Source organism: Amycolatopsis benzoatilytica AK 16/65, assembly GCF_000383915.1.
Taxonomy (GTDB): Bacteria; Actinomycetota; Actinomycetes; order Mycobacteriales; family Pseudonocardiaceae; genus Amycolatopsis; species Amycolatopsis benzoatilytica.
Genome location: NZ_KB912942.1, coordinates 5,363,761 through 5,383,682, shown reverse-complemented (window position 1 = coordinate 5,383,682; position 19,922 = coordinate 5,363,761). Strand labels below are relative to the sequence as shown.

The 19,922-nt window shown below is 68.0% G+C and carries 23 protein-coding genes and 1 pseudogene; 10 read left to right on the top strand and 14 right to left on the bottom strand.

The annotated features are described in order from the left end of the window. Window positions 1-79: 79 nt before the first annotated feature. The 3 genes from betA to AMYBE_RS0124720 are packed head-to-tail and all read right to left on the bottom strand — an operon-like array spanning window position 80 to window position 4,825. On the bottom strand, window positions 80-1,747 hold the full coding sequence (gene betA, locus AMYBE_RS0124730) for a choline dehydrogenase (RefSeq protein WP_020662076.1): 1,668 nt from the start codon (window positions 1,745-1,747) through the stop codon (window positions 80-82). 9 nt (window positions 1,748-1,756) lie between these two features. Then, entirely contained in the window at window positions 1,757-3,325 is a 1,569-nt protein-coding gene (locus tag AMYBE_RS0124725) for an amino acid permease (protein WP_020662075.1), read from the bottom strand. Between the two features lie 33 nt (window positions 3,326-3,358). Beyond that, window positions 3,359-4,825 carry an aldehyde dehydrogenase family protein gene (locus AMYBE_RS0124720; RefSeq protein ID WP_020662074.1) on the bottom strand — a complete coding sequence of 489 codons (1,467 nt, stop codon included), beginning with the start codon at window positions 4,823-4,825 and terminating at the stop codon, window positions 3,359-3,361. A gap of 92 nt (window positions 4,826-4,917) precedes the next feature. On the opposite strand from AMYBE_RS0124720, the gene AMYBE_RS0124715 reads away from it, so the two are divergent. Next, window positions 4,918-5,496: a TetR/AcrR family transcriptional regulator gene (locus AMYBE_RS0124715; RefSeq protein WP_020662073.1), complete on the top strand. Its 579-nt coding sequence runs from the start codon at window positions 4,918-4,920 to the stop codon at window positions 5,494-5,496. A 126-nt stretch (window positions 5,497-5,622) separates the two neighbouring features. Here the strand turns inward: AMYBE_RS0124715 and AMYBE_RS0124710 are convergent, their stop codons facing one another. Further along, window positions 5,623-6,099, bottom strand: a complete 477-nt coding sequence (locus tag AMYBE_RS0124710) for a GyrI-like domain-containing protein (RefSeq protein WP_020662072.1) — start codon at window positions 6,097-6,099, stop codon at window positions 5,623-5,625. Window positions 6,100-6,253: 154 nt separating this feature from the next. On the opposite strand from AMYBE_RS0124710, the gene AMYBE_RS0124705 reads away from it, so the two are divergent. Further along, window positions 6,254-6,745 (top strand): hypothetical protein, encoded by a 492-nt coding sequence (locus tag AMYBE_RS0124705; RefSeq protein WP_020662071.1) that lies wholly within the window; start codon window positions 6,254-6,256, stop codon window positions 6,743-6,745. 150 nt (window positions 6,746-6,895) lie between these two features. Here AMYBE_RS0124705 and AMYBE_RS0124700 read toward each other — a convergent pair whose 3' ends face one another. The 5 genes and pseudogenes from AMYBE_RS0124700 to AMYBE_RS0124685 form a co-directional block, all read right to left on the bottom strand. After that, a complete protein-coding gene (locus tag AMYBE_RS0124700; protein WP_020662070.1) occupies window positions 6,896-7,207 on the bottom strand; it encodes a hypothetical protein in 312 nt (103 codons plus the stop codon). Between the two features lie 6 nt (window positions 7,208-7,213). Then, on the bottom strand, window positions 7,214-8,197 hold the full coding sequence (locus AMYBE_RS0124695) for a TIGR04222 domain-containing membrane protein (protein WP_020662069.1): 984 nt from the start codon (window positions 8,195-8,197) through the stop codon (window positions 7,214-7,216). 139 nt (window positions 8,198-8,336) lie between these two features. Further along, window positions 8,337-8,762: pseudogene (locus tag AMYBE_RS44200) on the bottom strand (2-oxo acid dehydrogenase subunit E2); the annotation flags it as partial. Between the two features lie 248 nt (window positions 8,763-9,010). Beyond that, window positions 9,011-9,154 carry a biotin/lipoyl-containing protein gene (locus AMYBE_RS46340; protein ID WP_169515335.1) on the bottom strand — a complete coding sequence of 48 codons (144 nt, stop codon included), beginning with the start codon at window positions 9,152-9,154 and terminating at the stop codon, window positions 9,011-9,013. Window positions 9,155-9,355: 201 nt separating this feature from the next. Next, on the bottom strand, window positions 9,356-9,856 hold the full coding sequence (locus tag AMYBE_RS0124685) for an SRPBCC family protein (protein WP_020662067.1): 501 nt from the start codon (window positions 9,854-9,856) through the stop codon (window positions 9,356-9,358). A 75-nt stretch (window positions 9,857-9,931) separates the two neighbouring features. On the opposite strand from AMYBE_RS0124685, the gene AMYBE_RS0124680 reads away from it, so the two are divergent. Further along, the gene (locus AMYBE_RS0124680; RefSeq protein ID WP_020662066.1) at window positions 9,932-10,618 is read left to right on the top strand and encodes a TetR family transcriptional regulator; all 687 of its coding nucleotides are present in this window, start codon (window positions 9,932-9,934) and stop codon (window positions 10,616-10,618) included. 166 nt (window positions 10,619-10,784) lie between these two features. Continuing rightward, complete coding sequence (locus tag AMYBE_RS42290; protein WP_020662065.1) at window positions 10,785-11,024, top strand: Rossmann-fold NAD(P)-binding domain-containing protein; 240 nt, start codon at window positions 10,785-10,787, stop codon at window positions 11,022-11,024. Window positions 11,025-11,251: 227 nt separating this feature from the next. On the opposite strand, the gene AMYBE_RS0124670 is transcribed toward AMYBE_RS42290, so the two are convergent. After that, window positions 11,252-12,283: an esterase/lipase family protein gene (locus tag AMYBE_RS0124670; protein WP_154676293.1), complete on the bottom strand. Its 1,032-nt coding sequence runs from the start codon at window positions 12,281-12,283 to the stop codon at window positions 11,252-11,254. Window positions 12,284-12,391: 108 nt separating this feature from the next. On the opposite strand from AMYBE_RS0124670, the gene AMYBE_RS0124665 reads away from it, so the two are divergent. After that, a complete protein-coding gene (locus AMYBE_RS0124665) occupies window positions 12,392-13,018 on the top strand; it encodes a TetR/AcrR family transcriptional regulator (RefSeq protein WP_020662063.1) in 627 nt (208 codons plus the stop codon). A 378-nt stretch (window positions 13,019-13,396) separates the two neighbouring features. On the opposite strand, the gene AMYBE_RS45065 is transcribed toward AMYBE_RS0124665, so the two are convergent. Both AMYBE_RS45065 and AMYBE_RS0124655 read right to left on the bottom strand, forming a co-directional pair. Continuing rightward, a complete protein-coding gene (locus AMYBE_RS45065; protein WP_020662062.1) occupies window positions 13,397-13,552 on the bottom strand; it encodes a hypothetical protein in 156 nt (51 codons plus the stop codon). Window positions 13,553-13,671: 119 nt separating this feature from the next. Continuing rightward, a complete protein-coding gene (locus AMYBE_RS0124655) occupies window positions 13,672-15,153 on the bottom strand; it encodes an FAD-dependent monooxygenase (protein WP_020662061.1) in 1,482 nt (493 codons plus the stop codon). Between the two features lie 76 nt (window positions 15,154-15,229). On the opposite strand from AMYBE_RS0124655, the gene AMYBE_RS0124650 reads away from it, so the two are divergent. Continuing rightward, complete coding sequence (locus AMYBE_RS0124650) at window positions 15,230-15,853, top strand: TetR/AcrR family transcriptional regulator (protein ID WP_020662060.1); 624 nt, start codon at window positions 15,230-15,232, stop codon at window positions 15,851-15,853. A 574-nt stretch (window positions 15,854-16,427) separates the two neighbouring features. On the opposite strand, the gene AMYBE_RS42285 is transcribed toward AMYBE_RS0124650, so the two are convergent. After that, window positions 16,428-16,877: a VOC family protein gene (locus tag AMYBE_RS42285; protein ID WP_020662059.1), complete on the bottom strand. Its 450-nt coding sequence runs from the start codon at window positions 16,875-16,877 to the stop codon at window positions 16,428-16,430. Window positions 16,878-17,110: 233 nt separating this feature from the next. On the opposite strand from AMYBE_RS42285, the gene AMYBE_RS46335 reads away from it, so the two are divergent. The 4 genes from AMYBE_RS46335 to AMYBE_RS45060 all read left to right on the top strand — a co-directional run bounded on the left by AMYBE_RS46335 (window position 17,111) and on the right by AMYBE_RS45060 (window position 19,149). Beyond that, window positions 17,111-17,647 (top strand): hypothetical protein, encoded by a 537-nt coding sequence (locus AMYBE_RS46335; protein WP_027927968.1) that lies wholly within the window; start codon window positions 17,111-17,113, stop codon window positions 17,645-17,647. Continuing rightward, a complete protein-coding gene (locus tag AMYBE_RS46330) occupies window positions 17,559-18,035 on the top strand; it encodes a type I restriction enzyme subunit R domain-containing protein (protein ID WP_425386912.1) in 477 nt (158 codons plus the stop codon). The genes AMYBE_RS46335 and AMYBE_RS46330 overlap by 89 nt, the downstream gene beginning before the upstream one ends. Window positions 18,036-18,215: 180 nt before the next feature. After that, complete coding sequence (locus AMYBE_RS0124630; RefSeq protein WP_020662058.1) at window positions 18,216-18,599, top strand: DUF6188 family protein; 384 nt, start codon at window positions 18,216-18,218, stop codon at window positions 18,597-18,599. A gap of 373 nt (window positions 18,600-18,972) precedes the next feature. Beyond that, complete coding sequence (locus tag AMYBE_RS45060) at window positions 18,973-19,149, top strand: hypothetical protein (protein WP_154676292.1); 177 nt, start codon at window positions 18,973-18,975, stop codon at window positions 19,147-19,149. A 5-nt stretch (window positions 19,150-19,154) separates the two neighbouring features. On the opposite strand, the gene AMYBE_RS45845 is transcribed toward AMYBE_RS45060, so the two are convergent. Continuing rightward, complete coding sequence (locus AMYBE_RS45845) at window positions 19,155-19,799, bottom strand: restriction endonuclease (RefSeq protein WP_027927966.1); 645 nt, start codon at window positions 19,797-19,799, stop codon at window positions 19,155-19,157. Between the last annotated feature and the right edge of the window lie 123 nt (window positions 19,800-19,922).

Here is a 19,922-nt window from a genome sequence, read left to right as displayed (position 1 = left end):
CGCGGGTTCCTTCTGCGGGCTCGGGATGTGCCGATGGCCCGTGCCGGGGAGCGGCGGAACGGGCCATCGGCTCCTCGGCTTACCTCGCGGCCTTGTCGCCGTGCCGGTAGAACGGCAGCTTGACGGGGGCCAGCGGGGTGTTGCCGAGGATCAGGTCGGCGGCTTTCTCGGCGGTCATCATCACCGGGGCGTAGATGTTGCCGTTGGTGATGTAGGGCATGACTGACGCGTCGACTACCCGCAGGCCCTCGGTGCCGTGCACCCGCATGGTCTGTGGGTCGACCACCGACCGCTCGTCCACGCCCATTTTGGCGGTGCACGACGGGTGCAGTGCGGTTTCGGCGTCTTTGGCGACCCAGTCCAGGATCTCCTCGTCCGTCTCGACCGACGGCCCGGGCGAGATCTCCCCGCCGTTGTACGGCTCCAGCGCGGGCTGGTTGAGGATCTTCCGCGCCACCCGCACCGCTTCGACCCATTCCTTGCGGTCGGTCTCGGTGGACAGGTAGTTGAACTTGATCGCCGGGTGCTGCCGCGGATCGGTGGAGGTGATCTTCACCGACCCGCGGGTGTCGGCGTACATCGGGCCGACGTGCACCTGGTAGCCGTGCCCTTCGGTGGGTGCTGAACCGTCGTACCGGATCGCCACCGGAAGGAAGTGGAACATCAGGTTCGGGTACGCCACCTCGTCGTTCGAGCGGACGAAGCCGCCGCCCTCGAAGTGGTTGGTCGCGGCCGGACCGGACCGCAGGAACAGCCACTGCGCGCCGATGTAGGGCCGTTTCCACTTGGCCAGCGACGGCTGCATCGACACCGGCTGCTTGCAGGCGTACTGGATGTACACCTCCAGGTGGTCCTGCAGGTTCTCGCCGACGCCGGGCAGATCCCGTACGACGTCGATGCCGAGTTTTTCCAGCTCCGCCGCGTTCCCGACGCCGGAGAGCTGCAGCAGCTGCGGCGTGTTGATCGCGCCGCCGCAGAGGATGATCTCCTTGCCGTACACCTCGCCCGGCGCGCCGCGGCCTTGCGCGTACTCGACGCCGATCGCGCGGTTGCCGTCGAAGAGGATCTGCGACACGAACGCGTGCGTCTTCACTGTCAGGTTGGGCCGGCCCTGCACCGGGTGCAGGTAAGCGCGCGCGGCGGACAGCCGCCGTCCTTTTCGGACGTTCCGGTCGAAGGCCGCGAAGCCTTCCTGCCGGTAGCCGTTGACGTCGTCGGTGCGCGGGTAGCCCGCTTGCTCGGCGGCGTCGAAGAAGGCGTTGAACAACGGGTTCGTCGCCGGTCCGCGTTCCAGCTCCAGTGGGCCGTCGTGGCCGCGCCACTTCCCGTTCGGCGGATCGGCGAGGCAGTTTTCCATACGCTGGAAGTACGGCAGGCAGTGCGCATAGTCCCAAGTGGACATTCCAGGGTCGGCGCCCCAGCGTTCGTAGTCCATCGGATTGCCGCGCTGGAAGATCATCCCGTTGATGCTGGAGGATCCGCCGAGCACCTTGCCGCGCGCGTGGTAGACGCGACGCCGGTTCAGCTGCGGCTCGGGTTCGCTGCGGTATCCCCAGTCGTAGAACTTCGACCCGATCGGGAACGTCAGCGCGGCCGGCATGTGGATGAACACGTCCCACTTGTAGTCCGACCGGCCGGCTTCCAGGACCAGCACCTTGTTCGCGGGGTCGGCGGACAGCCGGTTCGCGAGCGCGCAGCCCGCCGAGCCGCCGCCGACGATGACGAAGTCGTAGGTTTCGGAACTCATGCGTCCTCCTCAGCCGGGCAGCGTGTCCGGGGTGCCCGCGGGCAGGTGCTCGGGACTGGTGTGCGCGGAACCCCAGGTGCGGCGACGGACGTAGAGCATGATCGCGCCGACGACGACGATCAGTCCGGTGACGATCACCGCGCCCCATTGGAAGTACCAGTGGTCGCTGCCGTAGACCTCGGGCCGCGGCCAGATCAGGTTGACCGTCATCGCGCCGCCGTAGAGCACCGCGACCAGGTTGACCACGGTGCCCCAGCGGCCGAGCTTGAAGTACGGGCCGTGCTCCGCGGTGGGCCAGTGCCCGCGCAGACGGCGCACCAGCATCGGCCCGGTGACCATCAGGTACGGGATGTAGAACAGGACGATCGCGGTCGAGGTGAGGATGAAGAACGCCCGCTGGTTGCCCAGGTTGATCAGCAGCACCACGACGGTGAGGCCGCCGGTGAGCAGGGCGGGCAGCACCGGCGTCTTCGACCGCGGCGACACCTTCGCCATCGCGCGGCTGAACGGCAGGCGGCCGTCGCGGGCCATCGCCCAGGCCATCCGGATCGCCGCGGTCTGCACGGCCAGGCAGCACACGGTGATCGCGATGGCCGAGCAGATCAGGAAGGCGTCGCCAAGCCCTTCGCCGAGAGTGCTCTTCAACAGGTACGGCATGCCCGAGGTGGTCAGCTCCTGTGCGTTCAGGTTGCCGACGGCCATCATGCCGAACAGCATGATCAGCCCGCCGACGATGAACGCCGCGCTGAGCGCGCGCAGGATCGCCCGCGGCGCGTGCCGCCGCGGCTGCGTCGTCTCCTCGGCCAGCGACCCCGCTGTGTCGAAGCCGTAGAAGACGTACGCGCTCATCAGAGACGCCACCAGGAACGCCCCGAGGTAGCCCCACGAGTGCCCGCTCTCGGTGCCGTGCGTGTCGAAGACCAGGCCGGGCCCGCGCTTGAGGTGGACGACGAGCGCGATCACCAGCAGCAGGCTCGCGCCGAGTTCCACGGCGACGCCGAAGTTGTTGATTTTCGCCATCAGCTTGACGCCGATGATGTTCACGATCGTGGCGAACACGACCAGCACCAGCGCCAGGATGATCGCGTTCTCCGCGCCGCCCGGCGTCGAGGTCTGGCCGGCGTCGGAGGCGCTGCCGACGATCTCGAACGCGGTCGAGACCTGCGGCAGGATGATCTGGTAGGCGACCGCGACCGCGGCCGCGGTGACGATCGCGCCGATGATCATGATCCAGCCGGCCAGCCACGAGGTCGCGGGTTTCGCGATCTGCTTGGCCCACTGGTACACCGAGCCGGCGAGCGGGAACTGGCCGGCCAGTTCGGCGAAGCACAGGGCGACCGCGAGCTGGCCGAGGAAGACCAGCGGCCAGGTCCAGATGAAGGCCGGGCCGCCGGAGCCGAAGCCGAAGAAGAACAGCTGGAACACGCCGGTCAGGATGGAGATGTAGCTGAACCCGGCGGCGAAGCTGGAGAACGAGCCGAGCGAGCGCTCGAGCTCCTGGCGGTACCCGAACTTGGCGAGCTCGGAGCTGTCGTCGGCGGCGCGCCCCCCGCCCGCCGGTTTCGAATCTATGGTCATCGGGTGCGTCCTCACGTGGTGGGGGAAGGGGAATCAACCCTTGAACCAGTGCTGCGGAACGGGATCGATGTTCTGGTAGACGTGTTTGCTTTCCTGGTACTCCGCGAGCCCGGCCGGTCCGAGCTCGCGGCCGATGCCGGACCGGCCGAACCCGCCCCACTCCGCCTGCGGCAGATAGGGGTGGTAATCGTTGATCCACACGGTGCCGTGGCGCAGGGCCGCGGCGACTCGCTGGGCACGGGACGCGTCCGACGTCCACACCGCCCCGGCGAGCCCGTATTCGGTGTCGTTGGCCAACGCGATCGCGTCGGCCTCCTCGGCGAAGCTCTCCACCGTGACGACCGGGCCGAATACCTCTTCCCGGACGATGGCCATGTCTCTGGTGCAGCCGGAAAAAACCGTCGGCCGCAGGAAGAACCCGTTGCGCAGGGCGGGTTCCTCGGGCCGTCGGCCGCCGGCGCGCAGGGTGGCGCCCGCGTCGATGGCGCCGCGGAGGTACGCCTCGACCTTCTCCCGGTGCCGGGCGGAGACGAGCGGACCGGTTTCGGTGGCCGGGTCGAGCCCGTCGCCGACCCGGATCCGGTCGGCGCGCGCGGCGAGATCCGCGACGAACCGGTCGTGGATCGCGTCCTGGACGATCAGCCGCGCGCCCGCCGAACACACCTGTCCGGAATGGACGAACGCGGCGGTCAGCGCGTAGTCGAGCGCGGTTTCGTAGTCGGCGTCGGCGAAAACCACATTCGGGTTCTTGCCGCCCAGTTCCAGCGCGACGCGCCGGACACCCTTCGCGGCCGCGGTCATGATCTTCTCGCCGGTGGCGTAGCCGCCGGTGAACGAAACGAGGTCGACGCCCGGGTGCTCGACCATCGCCGCGCCGACGCGGCCGTCGCCGAGCAGCAGGTTCACCACGCCGTCCGGCACGCCCGCCTCGGCCAGGAGCGCGACCAGCTTGATCGTGGTCAGCGGGGTGACCTCGCTGGGCTTGAGCACCGCGGTGTTGCCCGCGGCCAGCGCGGGCGCGATTTTCCAGGACATCTGGAGCAGCGGGTAGTTCCACGGCGCGATCAGCGCGCAGACGCCGACCGGTTCGTGCACGATCCGGCTGACCACGGTCGCGCTGCCGGCGTCGACCATCCGGCCGGCGTCTTTGCCTGCGAGGTCGGCGTAGTAGCGGAACACGTCCGTCACGTCGTCGACGTCGATGCGGCCTTCGCCCAGTGTCTTGCCGGTGTCGAGGCATTCGGTACGGGCGAGCTCTTCGCGGTCGCGGACCAGCAGATCGGCCGTTTTGCGCAGGAGCCGGCCGCGTTCGGCCGCCGTCGTGCGGCGCCACGGGCCCTCGTCGAAGGCCCGTCTCGCGGCTCTGACCGCGGCATCGACTTCCGCCGGCCCGGCTTCGGCGACGGTGGCGAGGACCTCGCCGGTGGCGGGATTCAGCACGTCCGACCGGGTCCCGGCGGAGGCTTCCAGCCAGATGCCGTCGATGCAGAGGTCTTTCATGCGGCCCCTTCCCCGATAGGTGGTGGCGGCTGCGCGTGAAGAGTGCGTACATTTGTACGCGAAGTGTGTACGGATGTCCACAAGGAGATTCGATGGTGAAGAGCGAGCCCGCCTCGACCCGGCGTCGCGGCCCGAATGATCCGGAACGGCGGGCGCGGATCGCCAAAGCGGCGATCGAGGTGGTCGCGGAGCGGGGCATCGACGGGCTGACCCACCGGGCAGTGGCGACCGCCGCGAACGTGCCGCTCGGCTCGACGACCTACCACTTCGCGACGTTGGACGACCTGTTGGAAGTCGCCCTGCACGAGGCCGCGGAGAACAACGTGCGCGCGCTGAAGGAATGGGAGGCGGCGCTCCCGCCCGACGCCGACTTCGCCGCGGCACTCGCCGACCTGGTCATGGGGTACGTGAACGAGCAATACCGGGCGACGGTGGTCGAGTACGACCTTTATGTCGCCGCGCTGCACCGCCCCCGGCTGCGGAAAGCAAGTGCCGCCTGGGACGAGGCACTGACCGAGTTGTACGGCTTGCGCACCGATCCGCTCACCGGCCGCCTCCTGGCCGGACTGTTCTGTGGATTGCTCATGCAGGCGGCCCTGGCCGATCCCCGGCCCACCCGCGAAGAGATCGAAGCGCTTTTCCGCCGGGCTATCGACGGCCGCCCGTCCTGAGGCGGTTCAGGCCCCTGCCGGGGTGCGGGTTTTTCGGCAGTAAGCGCGGAACCTGCCATGGGGGCGGCCGCGTCGAGAAACAGGTTCGGAGGTGAGCACGGGCCGGCATATCGCCGTCGGCAGTGATCAGTGACCGGGCACTCGGTAGGGCTGGACGATTTCCGTGTGCCAGGTGGCGGGATCGGGGTGCTGGCCCGGGTCGTCGAGATAGGTCTCCCACGGGGCGTCCACCGGTTCGCCGCCGTGAGACCGGATCCACGAAGTGATCACGTCGTAGGCCGGCTCCATCGCGTCGTACGGTCCGGTGTGGACGGTCACCGCCGAGGTGCCGCCCGGCAGCCGCGAGGGGTGGACTTCACCGGCGGGCGCGATCGGAGCTTCGACCGGGAACCCCGCCTCGACCCGGAAATGGCCTCCGTCGGGCCCGTAGTATCGCGCGAACGGCGGCCCGGTGGGCCGGAGGTGCTGGGCGGCGAGGGTTTCCGCGACAGTTGCGTACGCCCGGCCCAGCCAGGGACCGATCTCGGGTACCGACAAGGTGGTTTCGAGGACCGCTGTGTCCTGTTCGGCTTGGTGGCGAGTGTCAACCGTGTAGTCCTGCACGACTTCTGCCTCCGTCCGCGGATCCAGTGCTGCCGAGGCCGAGCCTCGCCGGTTCACCATCCGGCGGAAAGAGTCGAATGTCGCGCCGGGCGAGGGTCTTCGTCCCTGTTCCGGATGCCGGGTGCGGGAGAACCCTCGTCGTGGAGGTGCTGACATGGCAGGTCCGGCGCGGATCACCGAGTACGTCGCGTTCGGTTTGCTGATGGCGCTGGCCGCGTTCGGCGGGCTGTTCATCATCGGGGAGACGATGGCCGACCCGGGCGGGGTGCGGGGCGTCCTGTTCGTTCTGGCCTGGCTGGTGCCCATGGCCGGCCTGACGTTTTGCGCGGCCCGGTGGCCACATGCGGCGGCCGGGGTGCTGACCGCAGCGGCGGCGGTGGTGGCGGTGTTCGTCTTGCTCGACGCGGCGCTGCGCCTGAGGACCGGTCCAGTCGGTTTCATCAGCGTGTTCGCGGTCGCCGTGCCCCTCGGCGTGCTCGGCCTGCGCCGGCCCGTGCGAGCGGGGTGGTTGCTGCTGGCAGTGGGTGCGCTGCTGGCCCTGTCCGCGGGCGCCGCCGCCGTTACGGTGGGGCTTCCGGTCCTGCTCGCCGGCGGGCTCTTTTTGCTTTCGGACCGCATGCAGCCCAAGCTGCCGCAGTCACGGTGACAGCCGACGCCGGGTCGAGCACTTCGAGGATCGGGCAGCCGGGCAGCGCCATGTCGAGGGCTGGCTGTTCGGGGTCCTCGCCGAGCCACCGCGGTTCCGGCGCGCAGCCCCGTGCACTCGCACTTGACGCGCGCTCTCCGCGCGGCTCGGTCAACGCGACGTCCGGTGCAGTGCCAGCCGCAGGAGAGCGCCGGTACCGATGAGCGTAAAGGCGTCGACGGCGATCGCCACCTGGATGCCCGACAGCTCCACCGCCGGTCCGCTCCCAGCCGCCACGGCCGCGGTGAACGCCGCGCTCGTCAACGGGATGCCGATGGCGATATCGACCTGCTGGCGCTGCGGGGCCATCCCGGTCGCCATGCCCCGCGAGTCGGTGTCCACCGCGGAGTTGGAGAAGACCAGGAAAGACAGCATCGAGAAGATCGCGTTGACGAACTGAGCGGCGACGCGCGGATCGGTCAAGGGCTCTCAGCCGTGCCCACCGCAGCCGTGCCCACCGCCGCAGCCATGGCCCCCAGAACCGCATCCGTGACTGTCGTGGCCGCCGCCGTTCCCGCCGTAGGTACCGCAACCGCCGCCCCAGTGGTCGTGGTGGCGTTTGGTCGTAGCCTGGCGCGGGCTGGTGCGGCGGGGGAAGGAGGCTGCGCTGGTCCGGTTTGTCGATGGCAGCGGGCCGCGCGGGATCGCGTATTCGGTGGTGGCGGTCTGCAAGTGCGTGCGCAGGTCGGGGTCGGGATGGGCACCCAGTCCGCCAAGCGCGACCAGGCCCGCCGGTGTGCTCCACAGACCGACGGCCGCCCCGTCTGCACGAATCTGTGCCGCTGCCTGCTGGCCGAGGCTGGTAAGCCTGCCTATGGTGCGGGAGTCGCGCCGCCACCACAGCGGTGAGATCGCCACCGCGGCGAGGCAGATGCCCAGCCATCCCTCCGGCCGGCGTGGTCCGGCCTCGGCGACCAACCAGACCGCGCCGACCGTGAACATCACGAGCACTGCCCCGCACGACTGCCAGCGACCACGACGACGACGCGTCCGCCCGCCCGCCATCAGCCCCAGGTCGGCGAGCCTGCGTCGGACCGCGGTGAACTCGGGTTCGCCGATCGCGTCCCGTGCCGCACCGGCGACCGGTGTCGGACGCCACTGGCTGAGCTGACGCAGCACGGCCGCGTCCACCCGGTTCTTCCTGGCCTCGGCCAGATCCGCGCCGGCGATCCTCGTCAAGCCGGTGCTGGACACGCGCAGCGTCCCCTGGTCGACCAGCCGCACGATGGCCGTGTCGGCCAACCGCGTCGCGCCGCCGAGCAGGTAGGCGGCCTCGTCGATGGACAACGGCCGTCGCAGCGCCGTCCTGCGCGGCCAGCGCAGCTCCCACTGGACCGTCACCGCCCATCCCACAGCCGCGACCGACGCGACCACGTAGATGAGCAGGCAAAGCGCCCGCCACCACCCGACCATGCCACCACCACAGATCGTTCCTGTCCGCTGACGGTAGGCGTCCGCGATGAAATCCCGATGACACATTCACCGAAACCTGGGGCATCTCAGCCGCGCACTCTTCGGCGGTACCGGACGTGCGACTGCCGTCGCCATCCTCGGACCGCACAGCGATCTGATCCTCGCCGTCGGGACTGGTGACCACCGCGGGGCGGCGGTAGATCGCGCCTGTCGCAAGGATCGCGACCTGTGGCTGGTTGATGATCGGGGTGTCGAGCAAAGCGTTCACGCTCCCGATGTTGGTGATCGTGAAGGTTCCTCCGTTCAGCTCGTCGACCTTGATCGTGTTCAAGCGGGTGCGTTCCGCGACGTCCGCGATCTTCCTGGCGAGACCGCTGAGGCTCAGGTCCTGGGCATCACGGATCACTGACACCAGCAGACCGCGCGGTCTGTCCACCGCGATCGCCAGGTGTATCCCGCGGTGGTGGATCACGGACTTCCCGTCCTCACCGACCGAGGCGTTGAACGCGGGGAATGCGACGAGCGTCTCGATGACCGCCTTCGCGAAGAACGGCAGGAACGTCAGCCAGGGATTCGTTCATGCGCTGGGCGATGATCTGCCGCAGCCGCGACATCGGGACCGCTGTTCCCGCCAGATCGCGGGAGCCGGTGTCAGCGGGCGTCTTGGGTATCCGCTGGGGCACGAGAGTGTGGCGTCATCCAGGATCGCCTCGGCCTCAGGGATGTGCTGCGGAGGTCCCGGTTCCGTGGTCTGCTCGCGGGGTTCGGTCTTAGACGCCGTGCTTCCGACAGGGCCGTCCCTGTCGGGCTGCGTTATCTGGCTTGTGGATTCGCCGACTCGTGCAAGAGGCCCCCGACGTCTACCGAGTCGTCCTCGGCGGCGAGGAGCGCGCCAACGACACCAGCGACGGGGGAGGGGATTTCCGTGTCGACCTTGTCTGTGGACACCTCGAGCAGCGGCTCACCGACATCCGAAGACCTCCACCGGGAAGGTCCAGAAGTTCGTGTTGCGGGACAAGGCCTGGACCGGGAGCGGAAAGCGCATCGGGTAACCGAAAACGCGGGGGAGGCACGATCGTGCGGCCTCCGCCCCGGATCGGCGAGTCCCGTTGTTAGGGCTCCTTCCGTGGTTCCGGGCCGCGCCCGAGTGGGCCGCGGTCAGCGCCGTGACGGGCGCGACGGTCGCGTCAGCCGCCGGGTCGCGTCCGGGAGCAGTGCGCCGGTCTCGTCCAGTTCGGCGAGCAGGGCGGGCACGCCGACGGTGAGCATCCTGGTCCGGACCGAGCCGAGCAGCTTGGCCATGGCGAACCCGCCGATGCCGGTGAACCCGGTGTGGTGGTAGGTGAAACGGGTTCCTTCGGCGGTGGGCTCGAGCAGGTAGCGGACGTGGCTGGGTGTCTCCCCCTCCGCGCCCACCCAGGTGTAGTGCAGCAGTTCCCGCTCGCGGACCTCCAGCACCTCGCAGTCGACGATCCCCCGCCAGCCGGGCATCGGCTTGGCGACGAACTGGAACTTGTTGCCGACCGCCGGCTCGAACCCGACGGCGCGGGCGCCTTTGCCCGTCGAGGTCCAGTACGGGATCAGCGCCGGGTCGGTCATGGCCCGCCAGACCTTCACCGGCGAGTGCGAGTAGTCGCGAACGACGTGGATCTCGGTCACTTTCAGCCTCCTAACTTCAGTCGCTATAAAATTACGGTAGCAGAATTTTTCGGGTGGCTGAAGTAGGATGGCCGTATGACCGCAGCGGGAACCGGCCGGCCGGCCGTCGAGGGGTTGCGCGAGCGCAAGAAACGCGCGACGCGCAGGCAGCTGTCCGACACCGCCACGCGGATGTTCCTCGAACGCGGCTTCGACGCCGTCCGAGTGGCCGACGTCGGCGAAGCGTGCGGGGTGTCCGAGAAAACCGTCTTCAACTACTTCCCGAGCAAGGAAGCGCTGCTCCTGGACCGGCTCGAGGCAACGGCCGACGCGTTGCGCACCCATCTGCCGGACCCGGCGCTGACCCCGGTCAGCGCGATGCTGACGATCCTCGACCACGAACTGGGCGGCCTCGCGGCGGCTCTCGCCGCCGACGCCGACCAGGACCGCGCGCTGGCGCAGTACCGGAAGTTCGGCGACCTGATCCGGAACACCCCGTCTCTGCGGGCATACCAGAGCGACACCGCCGACCGCTTCGTCGACATCGCCGCGGAAGCGCTCGCCACCCGGACCGGACTGCGCCCCGGCGACCCTGAACCCCAAATCGCCGCGGCGACGCTCCTCGGCCTGTGGCGAGTCCAGTTCCGCGCTCTTCGCACCCACGTGCGCCCCGGCCGCCCCTTGCCGGATGCGATCGACGCCGTGGCCCGGGAGGTCCGCCGCGCGGCCCGCCTGGCCGAAGCAGGACTGGCCGCATTCCCGGCACCCTCGAAGCACGACTGACCTGCCAGCAGCTTCGAACGCCGCAGCGCTGCCGCTGGACGTCACCGAACCCACGTCGGTCGCGGCGGCCGCTGCCGTGGCCGGGGACGTCACCCTGCCGGTCAACAACGCCTACGCCGTCGCCAAGTCCGCGGAGTAGAGCCTGACGAACGGCGTCCGGCTCGAGTTGGCCAGTCAGGGCACGCTGGTCAGCGGCGTGGTCTTCGGCCCCACCGCGACCGATCCCATGCGCACGCACGCGAGTGACGCGGTGATGAACGACCCGGTGGACGTCGTCCGGACCGCGCTCGACGGGATCGAGGCCGGCACGACCGAGATCATCGCCGACCGGTTCGGCGCGGAGGCGAAGGCCGCGCTGTCCGGGCCGCCCCGGGGATTCGTCCTGGAGACGGTTCCCCACGGATAGCGGGCGCGCAGGTCGACGTGGTCAGCTCGGCCCCGTCATCTTCTGCCGGTAGCCGGCCACGTCTTCGCGTCCCAACTCGGCACCGCATCGGGCCTGTTGCGTACCTTCGGCTACATCGGCTCAATCGTGGCCTCGGCCATCACCGGCATCGCCTTCCGCGCGAGTGCCTCCGACGACGGGGTGCACCACTGATCCCCCCGGCGTGTGCGGCCAGCCGGCGTTGGCGGTCAGTTCTGCCGCAAGGTGTACGGCTTCAAGGCCGGTTCGCCGTGCGATGACTTCGGGGCGAGCGTGAGCTGCTGGGCGATGACGGCGGTCAAAGCCGCATAGTTCGCGGTGAACGCCAGTGGGTCGACGCCCGGCATGTAGAGCTTGCCGCAGACGGCGCGGTCGATCCGTTCGGGCGCCGCCGATCCGGGGTGGTCGAGCGCGTCGAGTGCGAGGGCGTAGGAGACGGGGTCGTAGGTCCCGACCGCGAGGTGCTCCGAAGCCACGTCGGCGGGACAGATGTCTTGCAGGGCAACGTTGGTGATGTCACCGCCCCCGCCGTGGAGAGAGGTGGTGCCGTTGCCGTCGAGGTTCGGCTGGACGAACTCGTCGGTACGCGTGTAGATCTGCGTGTACGAGATTCCGGGAAAGGTTTCCTGGTACGAGTTCATCGCCTGCGTGTAGTTCGAGTTGTACCGCTGCTGCCACAGTGATTCCGCACAGCCGGGCACGCACATCGCGTCGATGACGATGCTGCCGTGGTTGGTGGCGCCGAGCCCGATGTAGTCATCGACGTCGGCGCGGAGATCGGGCCAGAACCGGAGTGCGAAACGCGGCTCGGTGCCGCCCTGGCTGTGGCCGATGATGTCGACCTTGCGGCCGCTGAGCTGGCGCACCCGGCGGATGGCGTTGACCACGTACTCGGCCGAGACCTGCGCGTCGGTCATCGCGTTGTTCGGAAGGGTCACCGAACAGTACGGGCGCCCGAGCCGGTCCATCGCGGGAAACCAGTTCCAGCCGTAGTCGTCGCGTGGCGTCAAAGTGGTGCCCGGCACGAACAGGACCACTTCCCTGCTCGCGGAGCGAGCGTTGGCGGTGCAGGTGAGGGCCGCGTCCAGCACGGACTGCGGCACGGACAGTGGCGGACCGGGCTGATCGACCGGAGCGAACCGCCCCTCGGTGGCGGCGGTCGCCACGCCGGGTACCAAGCCGCAGGCCGAAGCGACGGTCACCGCTACGACCGCGAGGACGCGCAACGTTTTACCGTTCATGTTCATCTCCGTTACACACGCGACATTGCGTTACACGGCGGAGCATAGATTGGAAGATGTAATATGTGCAACAGGAACGGCGGCGGAGATCGGGAAGTCAGGTGACCAGTGGCGGCGCAACCTGGGCGAGGCGAGTTTTCGACGCCGCTGCAACGCCAGCTTCAAGACGGGGCGGCACCGCCGAAGGCCACCCCGCTGGCGGCCCTCGAGCTCGCGCGGAAGTGGTTCAACCAAGGGCGCCGCATCGACATCCAGGGGCTAGCCGCGGAACTCGGCGTGAGCAGGGTGACGCTGCACCGCTGGGTGGGCACGCGCGAGCAGCTGCTGACCGAAGTGCTCTGGGCGAGCACCGATCGCGCTTTGTCCCGCCTGCACGACGCGGTTGTGGCTGAACAGGTGCCGAGCAGCCACACGGCGGAGGTCCTCAGCCGATGGAGTGCCGAGGTGATCGGCCACGCCGGCGTCCGCCGGCTGCAGACCGAAGAGGGCGAAATGTTCGCCCGCCTGGCGATGCTGAACCACAGTGAGTTCCAGCGCCGGCTGATCGACCGCGTGGCGCAGCTGATCAGCGCGGACCGGGAGCGCGACCGGATCACCGGCATCGATCTCGAGGCGGACGAGTTGGCCTACGCGACCGTGCGCATCACCGAGTCCTTCATCCACACCCCAGCCATCACCGGCAACGCGCCGGACCCGGACACCAACGCCCGTGTCCTGCACGCGCTCCTCCGCTGAATCGAGGAGACCGCAGGAGTCTCCGGTCGGCTCGAGATTCCGCGTCCCGACGACGCGCGGGCATTCGACCTGCACAACCGGGTCGCCGCGATCGACGCCGCGTCGACCGGCAGCGACGCCCTGCACCCGGCATCCCGACATTCGACCATCCGCGCGGGCCGGTCGAACGCCGAAATGCCAGGAATCACGGCAGGTTTCGCATGAGGGTTTCCCGCAGTAGCGTCGCCCGCCACTATCCGGACAGTGCGCTGGGATATGAACCGGCTGAAGCTGATCAAACGCGCCATTTTCGGCTGCGCCAAATCCGACCTTCTCCGCCTCTGAGTCCTCTAGCCTTCATGATCAACCGCCTGCACCCTGGCCACCACCGCACGCGTGCTAGGCCGAGTCGCGGGCACCGTGCTGGAGGCCGCGCTGCGCGAGCACGCTTCGGGCACCGTGTTCGGGGAGCGCTACGGCGACCCCGCCGCCCTCGAGCGCCCACAGCTCGCGGTTTGGCTGAGCGCGGTCCCGGTCGATGCGCGGGATGGCCATGGACGTCGGTCCTCGCTCGGCTGGGGTGGGCGGTGATTCGATCGCCTTGGTCGCATCGGCCAGCAGGCTCTCCGTGGCCGGGTTCCCCCTCGTTGTCCGAGGGGGAACCCGGACGATCGTTACCGGCCGAACCATTGGAGCAGCGCGGCTTCTGGGCTCTCCGCACCTGCTGCCCAGCACACGTGGCCGTCCGGGCGAACCAGCACCGCCCGCGCGTCCACCGCGTCTCGCCAGTTCTCGGTCACGGTCGCCGACACGTGGTCGACCCGGCCTCGCGCGTGGCCGGCCAGCGTCGCCTGGCCGTCGAGTTCCAGCAGCAGGCCCCGACCGCCGCGGAGCAGTTCGCAGGTCCGGGTCGGGCCGACGGCCGTGGTCAACCCGAGATCGGGCATCCGGGAGCCCACCAGGGGATGCTCCGAGTCGCCGTAGCGCACGTCGAGGCCGGAAATCATGCCGGCCAGGTAACGGTTGCCATCGGGTGTCCGCGCGAGGTCGAGGACGATGTCGCGCAGCGCCGCGACGTTCTCGTCCTCGATCGCGTTCATCAGCACGCCCTGTGCCCTGGTGTTGTTCAGCACGCGGGCGGCCACCGGGTGGCGCTCGACGTGGTAGCCGTCCAACAACGCGTCTCCCGCCCGGTCACGCAGTCGCGCCGCGAGCTTCCAGCCGAGGTTGACCGCGTCCTGGATGCCGAGGTTGATGCCCTGCCCGCCGACCGGGAGGTGGATGTGCGCCGCGTCGCCGGCGAAGAACACCCGGTCCACCCGATACCGGTCGACCTGCCGCGAGGCGTTGCTGAACCGCGATGCCCACCGGATTTCCTGGAGGTCGGTTTCCTCGCCGTACACGGCCTGCAGTGCGGTGCGTGCCTCGGCCAAGGCGACCGGGGTATCCCGGGGGACCCGGGTCGGCGAGCCGAACATCAGTCGGTAGCACCCATTATCCAATGGGGACAGTGCCGTCCAGTGGCCGTCCCTGCCGCGGACGTGCCGGCTGAAATGCTCCACTGTGGTCGGTACCGCGTCCGACCGGCTGGTCAGCACGACATCGGAGACGACCGCGGAGATCGTGCCCGCCGTGCCGGGGAAACCGACGCCGACCAGCTTGCGCACCCTGCTGTGCCCGCCGTCGCAAGCGACCAGATATTGCCCGCGTAGCCGCACCGCCTCGCCGTCCGGACCGGTCACGCTCCCGGTTACGCCCTCGGTGTCCTGATCCAGTGCCACCAGTTCGTGCCCGCGCAGCACCGGGATGCCGTACTCGACGACCCGCTTCTCCAGCACCTCCTCGACCCGGGCCTGCGGAATCGGCACACCCCACGGATGCCGGGTCCGCCAGGGCCGGCAGTCCAGCGGCACCGGCAGCGCCGCGAAGTGACCGCCCGCCCCGTGCCGCGCCCTCGCGCGGTCCAGCACGTTGTCGAGCAGGCCACGCTGGTCCAACACCTCGGCGGTGCGCGGCTGCAGGCCGCCGGCCTTGGACTGGCCGCTGCGCTCGACAAGCTTCTCCACCACCACGGTCCGCACCCCGGCCAGGCCCAACTCGGCGGCCAGCATCAACCCGGTCGGCCCAGCGCCCACCACGATGACCTCGGTCTCCATCGCCCCTCCGCTCCTTCGGTAAACCCGGTAGATATATATACCAGGTCTACTTATCGCCTTGGTGTAGGATTTACCGGTGACCGGGTTGCGAGAGCGTAAGAAGCTGCAGACCAGGACCGCGATCTCCAAGGCGGCGATCGCACTGTTCCTGAGGTCCGGCTTCGACCGGGTCTCGGTCGCGGAGGTGGCCGAGGCGGCGGAGGTCTCCAAGCGCACCCTGTTCAAGTACTTCCCGACCAAGGAAGACCTGGTGCTGCACCGCTTCGCCGACCATGAGACCGAGACCGCCCGGGTGGTCCTAGACCGTGCGGCGGGGGAGACGCCGTTGGCCGCGCTGCACCGGTTCTTCCTGGACCGACTGGCCGAGCGCGATCCGGCCTATGGCCTGTGCGACGACCCTGAGGTGCTCGCCTTCTATCGGATGGTCTCCATGACCGACAGCCTCAGGGCCCGCTTGAAGCAGTACGGAACCCGCGGCGACGACGCGCTGACCGACGCGTTGCGTGCGGCCAACGCCGCTCAAACGACCGCACACCTGGCCGCCCGCCAGATCAACCGGACCCTCCAGGTCCTGGTCGAGCTGAACTGGCGGCAGCTGGCCGAGGGGCGCTGCGCCGACGATCTTTACCCCGAGGCCGTGGCCAACGCCAACCACGCCTTCGACCTGCTTCGTGGCGGCCTTGGCGACCATTTCGGCTGACCTGGGACGGAAATCCCGGCCGACTGGCTCATTATTGCCGTAAGGTGTATCACTTTGCTGTTGGTTGCCATATTCCTCCGTGTAATGCGCAGGGTTACATTGGAAAGTTGTTGGAAACCTTTCTGATAGCGTTGTCTGGCACCGTCGGTTCATGCCTAATCATCGTCGCCAAACTCACGAATACTCCGGCTCCAAGTGTTGAAGCCCGTTATGTCCGCGACACGCCGCAGCTGCTCGTTAAGCTTCTGGCAGGCTCGCTGACTGCCTTAGTTGGAGTTTCCACTAATTCAAGTTTTCAACGGCATAATTACCATAAGAAATTTGCAGGATTTCTTCCTTGTTTCGGTTGTTTTTGGATTTAGTCAACAGTTGATTACGTCGATGATCGACAGGCGGGCACTGGCGCTCGTGTCTGATACCCGGCCAGCCGAAGGTGATGTGCAACCGCGCAAGGAGGTGGACTGTTGGCTTTGACGTGTGTGTTCTCGACTTTTGGCGGTACCGCGCCCGACTGCCACCGAAGTCCGTTTCGGGACTCAAGCTGCCGCAATCATCGCCCGCTGATATCTGGACGTCACTCTGACCGGATGCCGGCGGCGCGCCGAGCCGCCGCAGAAACCGGATTGTCTCCCGCGGCCCACGCGACCTCCCAGTAGTTGTTCTCGGGATCGGCGAAGTACGCGTCGCGCCCCTCGAAGAACTCCGCGTCCGTCGGCTCCTTCGTCACGGTGCCACCGGCCTCGCGGGCGCGTCGGATGAGGGCGTCGACCTCCTCCGGCCGATCCACGGTGATGATGACCGCGCTGCGGATGCCGCCGAGCCCGGGCTCCGGCGTAACGCGAGCATCGGCGCCGAGCTGGTCAATACCGAACAACGCGAGCAGGGTGCCGCGCAGTTCGAAGACGGTGAAGCTGTCGCTGTCGAATGCGTGTGGCCAGCCCAGTCCGCGGTAGAACTCACGCTCGCGCCCAAAGTCATGTACGCCGAGGGTGATGATGTTCGCGAGTGGCAGCTGTTGATCCATCTCCCGTCGCCTCCTCTGTCGCAGGCAGAGCCTCCCGCCCTGTTCCGGACGGTTTCGGTGTAGCCACGTCCATGGGGCCCGCGCAGCCAGCAGGAGTCCCGGCCTCGTCCGGCGGCGCCGCGTGAAACTCCGAGCCCCGGTTCCCACTGTGGCAGACCGGCCGCGCCCGAGCCAGCAGACACCGACCCCGATCAGCTCGCCAGCGCAGCCACGTAGGAACTTCGCCGACTGACGTGCGCCCTTTCTCCTGCAAGGTCAAGCTGATCGATGACGTCACCGAGGACGACCTCGACAAGGCTGCGGACGAGGCGACGCTCGGACTCGACGAGGCCGAGCGCGCCAAGATCGAGAAGTCCGTTGCGGTGATCAACGCCGTGTACGGAGCGCCAGCCCGTCTGGAGGCGTTGGCAGCAGACATCTTCGCGCATTGGGAGACGCGGTCCGAGGAGATGCGCAAGTTCATCGGTTCTCCCGGCAAGGCGTTCATTGTCGGGGCGACGCGGGAGATCTGCGCCAACCTGTACGACGAGATCGTCAAGCTCAAGCCCGAGTGGCATCACGATGCCGATGACAAGGGCGTGATCAAAGTCGTCTATTCCGGCAAGGCTCAGGACGTCATGCCCGGGGCTCGGCATGTCCGCCGCGACGGGCAGAACAAGGTCATCCAGAAGCGGCTCCGCGATGCCGAGGACGAGCTTCAGATCGTCCTCGTCCAAAAACATGATGCTGACCGGTTTCGACGCGCCTCCGCTGCATACGCTCTACCTTGACCGTCCGCTCAAAGGCGCTCTGCTGATGCAGACGTTGGCGCGGGTGAACCGTACCTTCCGCGGCAAGCCGGACGGACTGCTCGTCGCCTACGCGCCCTTGGCGGACAACCTGAACAAGGCGCTCGCCGAGTACACCGACACCGGCCGGGCCCAGAAGCCGGTCGGCAAGAACATCGACGAAGCTGTCGCGCTCACGACCACGCTCATCGCGTCGTTGAATCAGCTGTGTGCCGGCTACCCGTGGCGGAGCAAGCTTGACGGCGGGCCGAGGAGCTGGGTGCGGGCGGCTTACGGCCTGACGAACTACCTTCGTTCCCCGGCACCCCGGGCAACCGGCCTCCGGAGGGAGAGGAGCCGCTCGGTGATCGGTTCCGCAAGCTGGCGGTGACGCGAATTCCGTCCGAGTCATGGAACCCGGAGCGGATCCGCGATACCCGAACGGCTACGTCAAGTTCACCAACGAACACAACCAGCCTGTTAAGCTTGACGGCAAGCCGGGATCCAGGGCGGAAACCCATATCCCACGCAACGCAGACGGATCGTACCCGACCCCGGAAGGATGGTAGCCGTGAATCTCGGCCTTGAGGGAAAGAAGCTGCTCTCCATAACGGTCGAATACAGTGCCGTCCTGCACTTCTCCGACGATTACACGGCGCGCATCGAATCACCGTTCAGCTTCAGCGTGCCGGGGAGGCAGTACAGTTTTTCCCCGGAGAGCGATCCGCAAGAATCATTCCAGCCGATGGACATCTTGCTGTCCCAGGTCGTAGCGAATTCCGATGTCGATGATTCTGGCACGCTAAGAATCGCATTCGACAATGGCGCTGCGATCCAGGCGGAGAAAGACGACGAATACGAAGCATGGACAGTATCAGGGCCCGACGGATTCCTGGTCGTCTCCATGCCTGGTGGAGAACTCGCAACCTGGGACGCCAAGCCTGACGCTCCTTGACGAGGTTCGCCCGCCGCGCGCAACGGCGAGAAGTGGTTGGCTGCGGCGCGGATGGCACCACATCGAGAGGGCCGGGAGATTTGCGATCGAGTCGGTAGCGCTCGGCGCTGGCGAACCTGTGCTGGACGACAGCGCCGAGTTCGGCAGATCGACGGATTGGCTCGGCGTCCCCGGCACACGTTCTCCACTGTCTTGGGCACCGTCACGGCGGCAGGGCTGAACAACGCCGAGACCTTCCAAATGCTGCGGCCCGGTTCCGGCCTCGCAGCCGAGCAGCGTGAGGTATGCCGGTGCCGGCGAGGCGATCGAGGGGTGTGACCTCTATCCGGGTGCCCAGCCAGCGTTGGCTGCCCTCCGCGCGAGCGGGGCGTGGGTGGATGTTGTCGACAACCAGACAGAGAAGGCCGCCCGGCCGCTGCGCACACTGGAGCTTCCAGTCGACGCCGTCGCGACCTCCGGCGAATGGGGCGTTGCCAAAGGGCGTGTCGCCACACTCGCGCAAGGCTTCGTTCTCAGCATTCCGGAATTCAGCCTGCGCTTATTGCCGTAATTCGGCTAATGCCATGGTGCCGGACCAGTGCGGCTGGCCCATGCGGCGAGAGCGTCTGCGTCGAAGAGGCGTATGCCGTGGTGCGCGGCGTACTGTCGGGCCTGCTGTGTGAACGTCGACGTAGTGATGACCGCGGCGATGTGTGCGCCGTGCACGCTGTAGCAGGTTCCGCCGAATCTCTGCAGATCTGGGCCCGTGACCTTGTTCGTCGGGACGTAGCGCTTGGCTTGGATCACGATCTTTCGACCGTCCGGAGCGGTCGCGATCACGTCGGCGCCGAGGTCGCCTGCGCGTCCGACGCGTTCTGCGTAGGCGCAGCCGTCGCGAGCGCAGAGGAACGCGAGGGCTTCCTCGAACTCGGGTGCGCCCATCATGTGATATCGCGCTATTTCCTGCGATCTGATGACTTCCAGCTCGTAGGCTTGGCGGGCAGCCGTTGCGCGCGCGAGCTCGGCGCGCGCTCGGGACCGGTACCGCAGCACCACGCCTGTGACAGCTGCCGCCGCGATCGCGAGGAAGCCGACAATCGAGATGACCGGGTGTGCGACGACGAGCCCTGCGACCAGGACGACCCCGCCCAGAAGCCCGGCAGCAATCCCAAGGGCGAGCACTGACGTACAGCCGTCGACCTGTGTTCGTCGCCGAGCCACGGCACTCCTTCGGCTGTCCAGGACGCTGCGGGCTTCGTCTACCCACGCCACCCGTGCGCGTTTCGCGCTCAGGTCCAATCGCGTGAGACGAGCCGTTGTTACACGGCTGGGCCGGCAGTCCTA

What these genes read in the sequence shown, in the direction of transcription:
- AMYBE_RS0124695 (WP_020662069.1), bottom strand. Translation starts at nt 8,197, where the DNA reads ATGGTCGGGTGGTGGCGGGCGCTTTGCCTGCTCATCTACGTGGTCGCG.
- AMYBE_RS46330 (WP_425386912.1), top strand. Translation starts at nt 17,559, where the DNA reads ATGCCGAGGACGAGCTTCAGATCGTCCTCGTCCAAAAACATGATGCTG.
- AMYBE_RS0124720 (WP_020662074.1), bottom strand. Translation starts at nt 4,825, where the DNA reads ATGAAAGACCTCTGCATCGACGGCATCTGGCTGGAAGCCTCCGCCGGG.
- AMYBE_RS0124715 (WP_020662073.1), top strand. Translation starts at nt 4,918, where the DNA reads ATGGTGAAGAGCGAGCCCGCCTCGACCCGGCGTCGCGGCCCGAATGAT.
- AMYBE_RS0124655 (WP_020662061.1), bottom strand. Translation starts at nt 15,153, where the DNA reads ATGGAGACCGAGGTCATCGTGGTGGGCGCTGGGCCGACCGGGTTGATG.
- AMYBE_RS0124670 (WP_154676293.1), bottom strand. Translation starts at nt 12,283, where the DNA reads ATGAACGGTAAAACGTTGCGCGTCCTCGCGGTCGTAGCGGTGACCGTC.
- AMYBE_RS0124680 (WP_020662066.1), top strand. Translation starts at nt 9,932, where the DNA reads ATGACCGCAGCGGGAACCGGCCGGCCGGCCGTCGAGGGGTTGCGCGAG.
- AMYBE_RS0124705 (WP_020662071.1), top strand. Translation starts at nt 6,254, where the DNA reads ATGGCAGGTCCGGCGCGGATCACCGAGTACGTCGCGTTCGGTTTGCTG.
- AMYBE_RS45065 (WP_020662062.1), bottom strand. Translation starts at nt 13,552, where the DNA reads ATGGCCATCCCGCGCATCGACCGGGACCGCGCTCAGCCAAACCGCGAG.
- AMYBE_RS42285 (WP_020662059.1), bottom strand. Translation starts at nt 16,877, where the DNA reads ATGGATCAACAGCTGCCACTCGCGAACATCATCACCCTCGGCGTACAT.
- betA (WP_020662076.1), bottom strand. Translation starts at nt 1,747, where the DNA reads ATGAGTTCCGAAACCTACGACTTCGTCATCGTCGGCGGCGGCTCGGCG.
- AMYBE_RS0124725 (WP_020662075.1), bottom strand. Translation starts at nt 3,325, where the DNA reads ATGACCATAGATTCGAAACCGGCGGGCGGGGGGCGCGCCGCCGACGAC.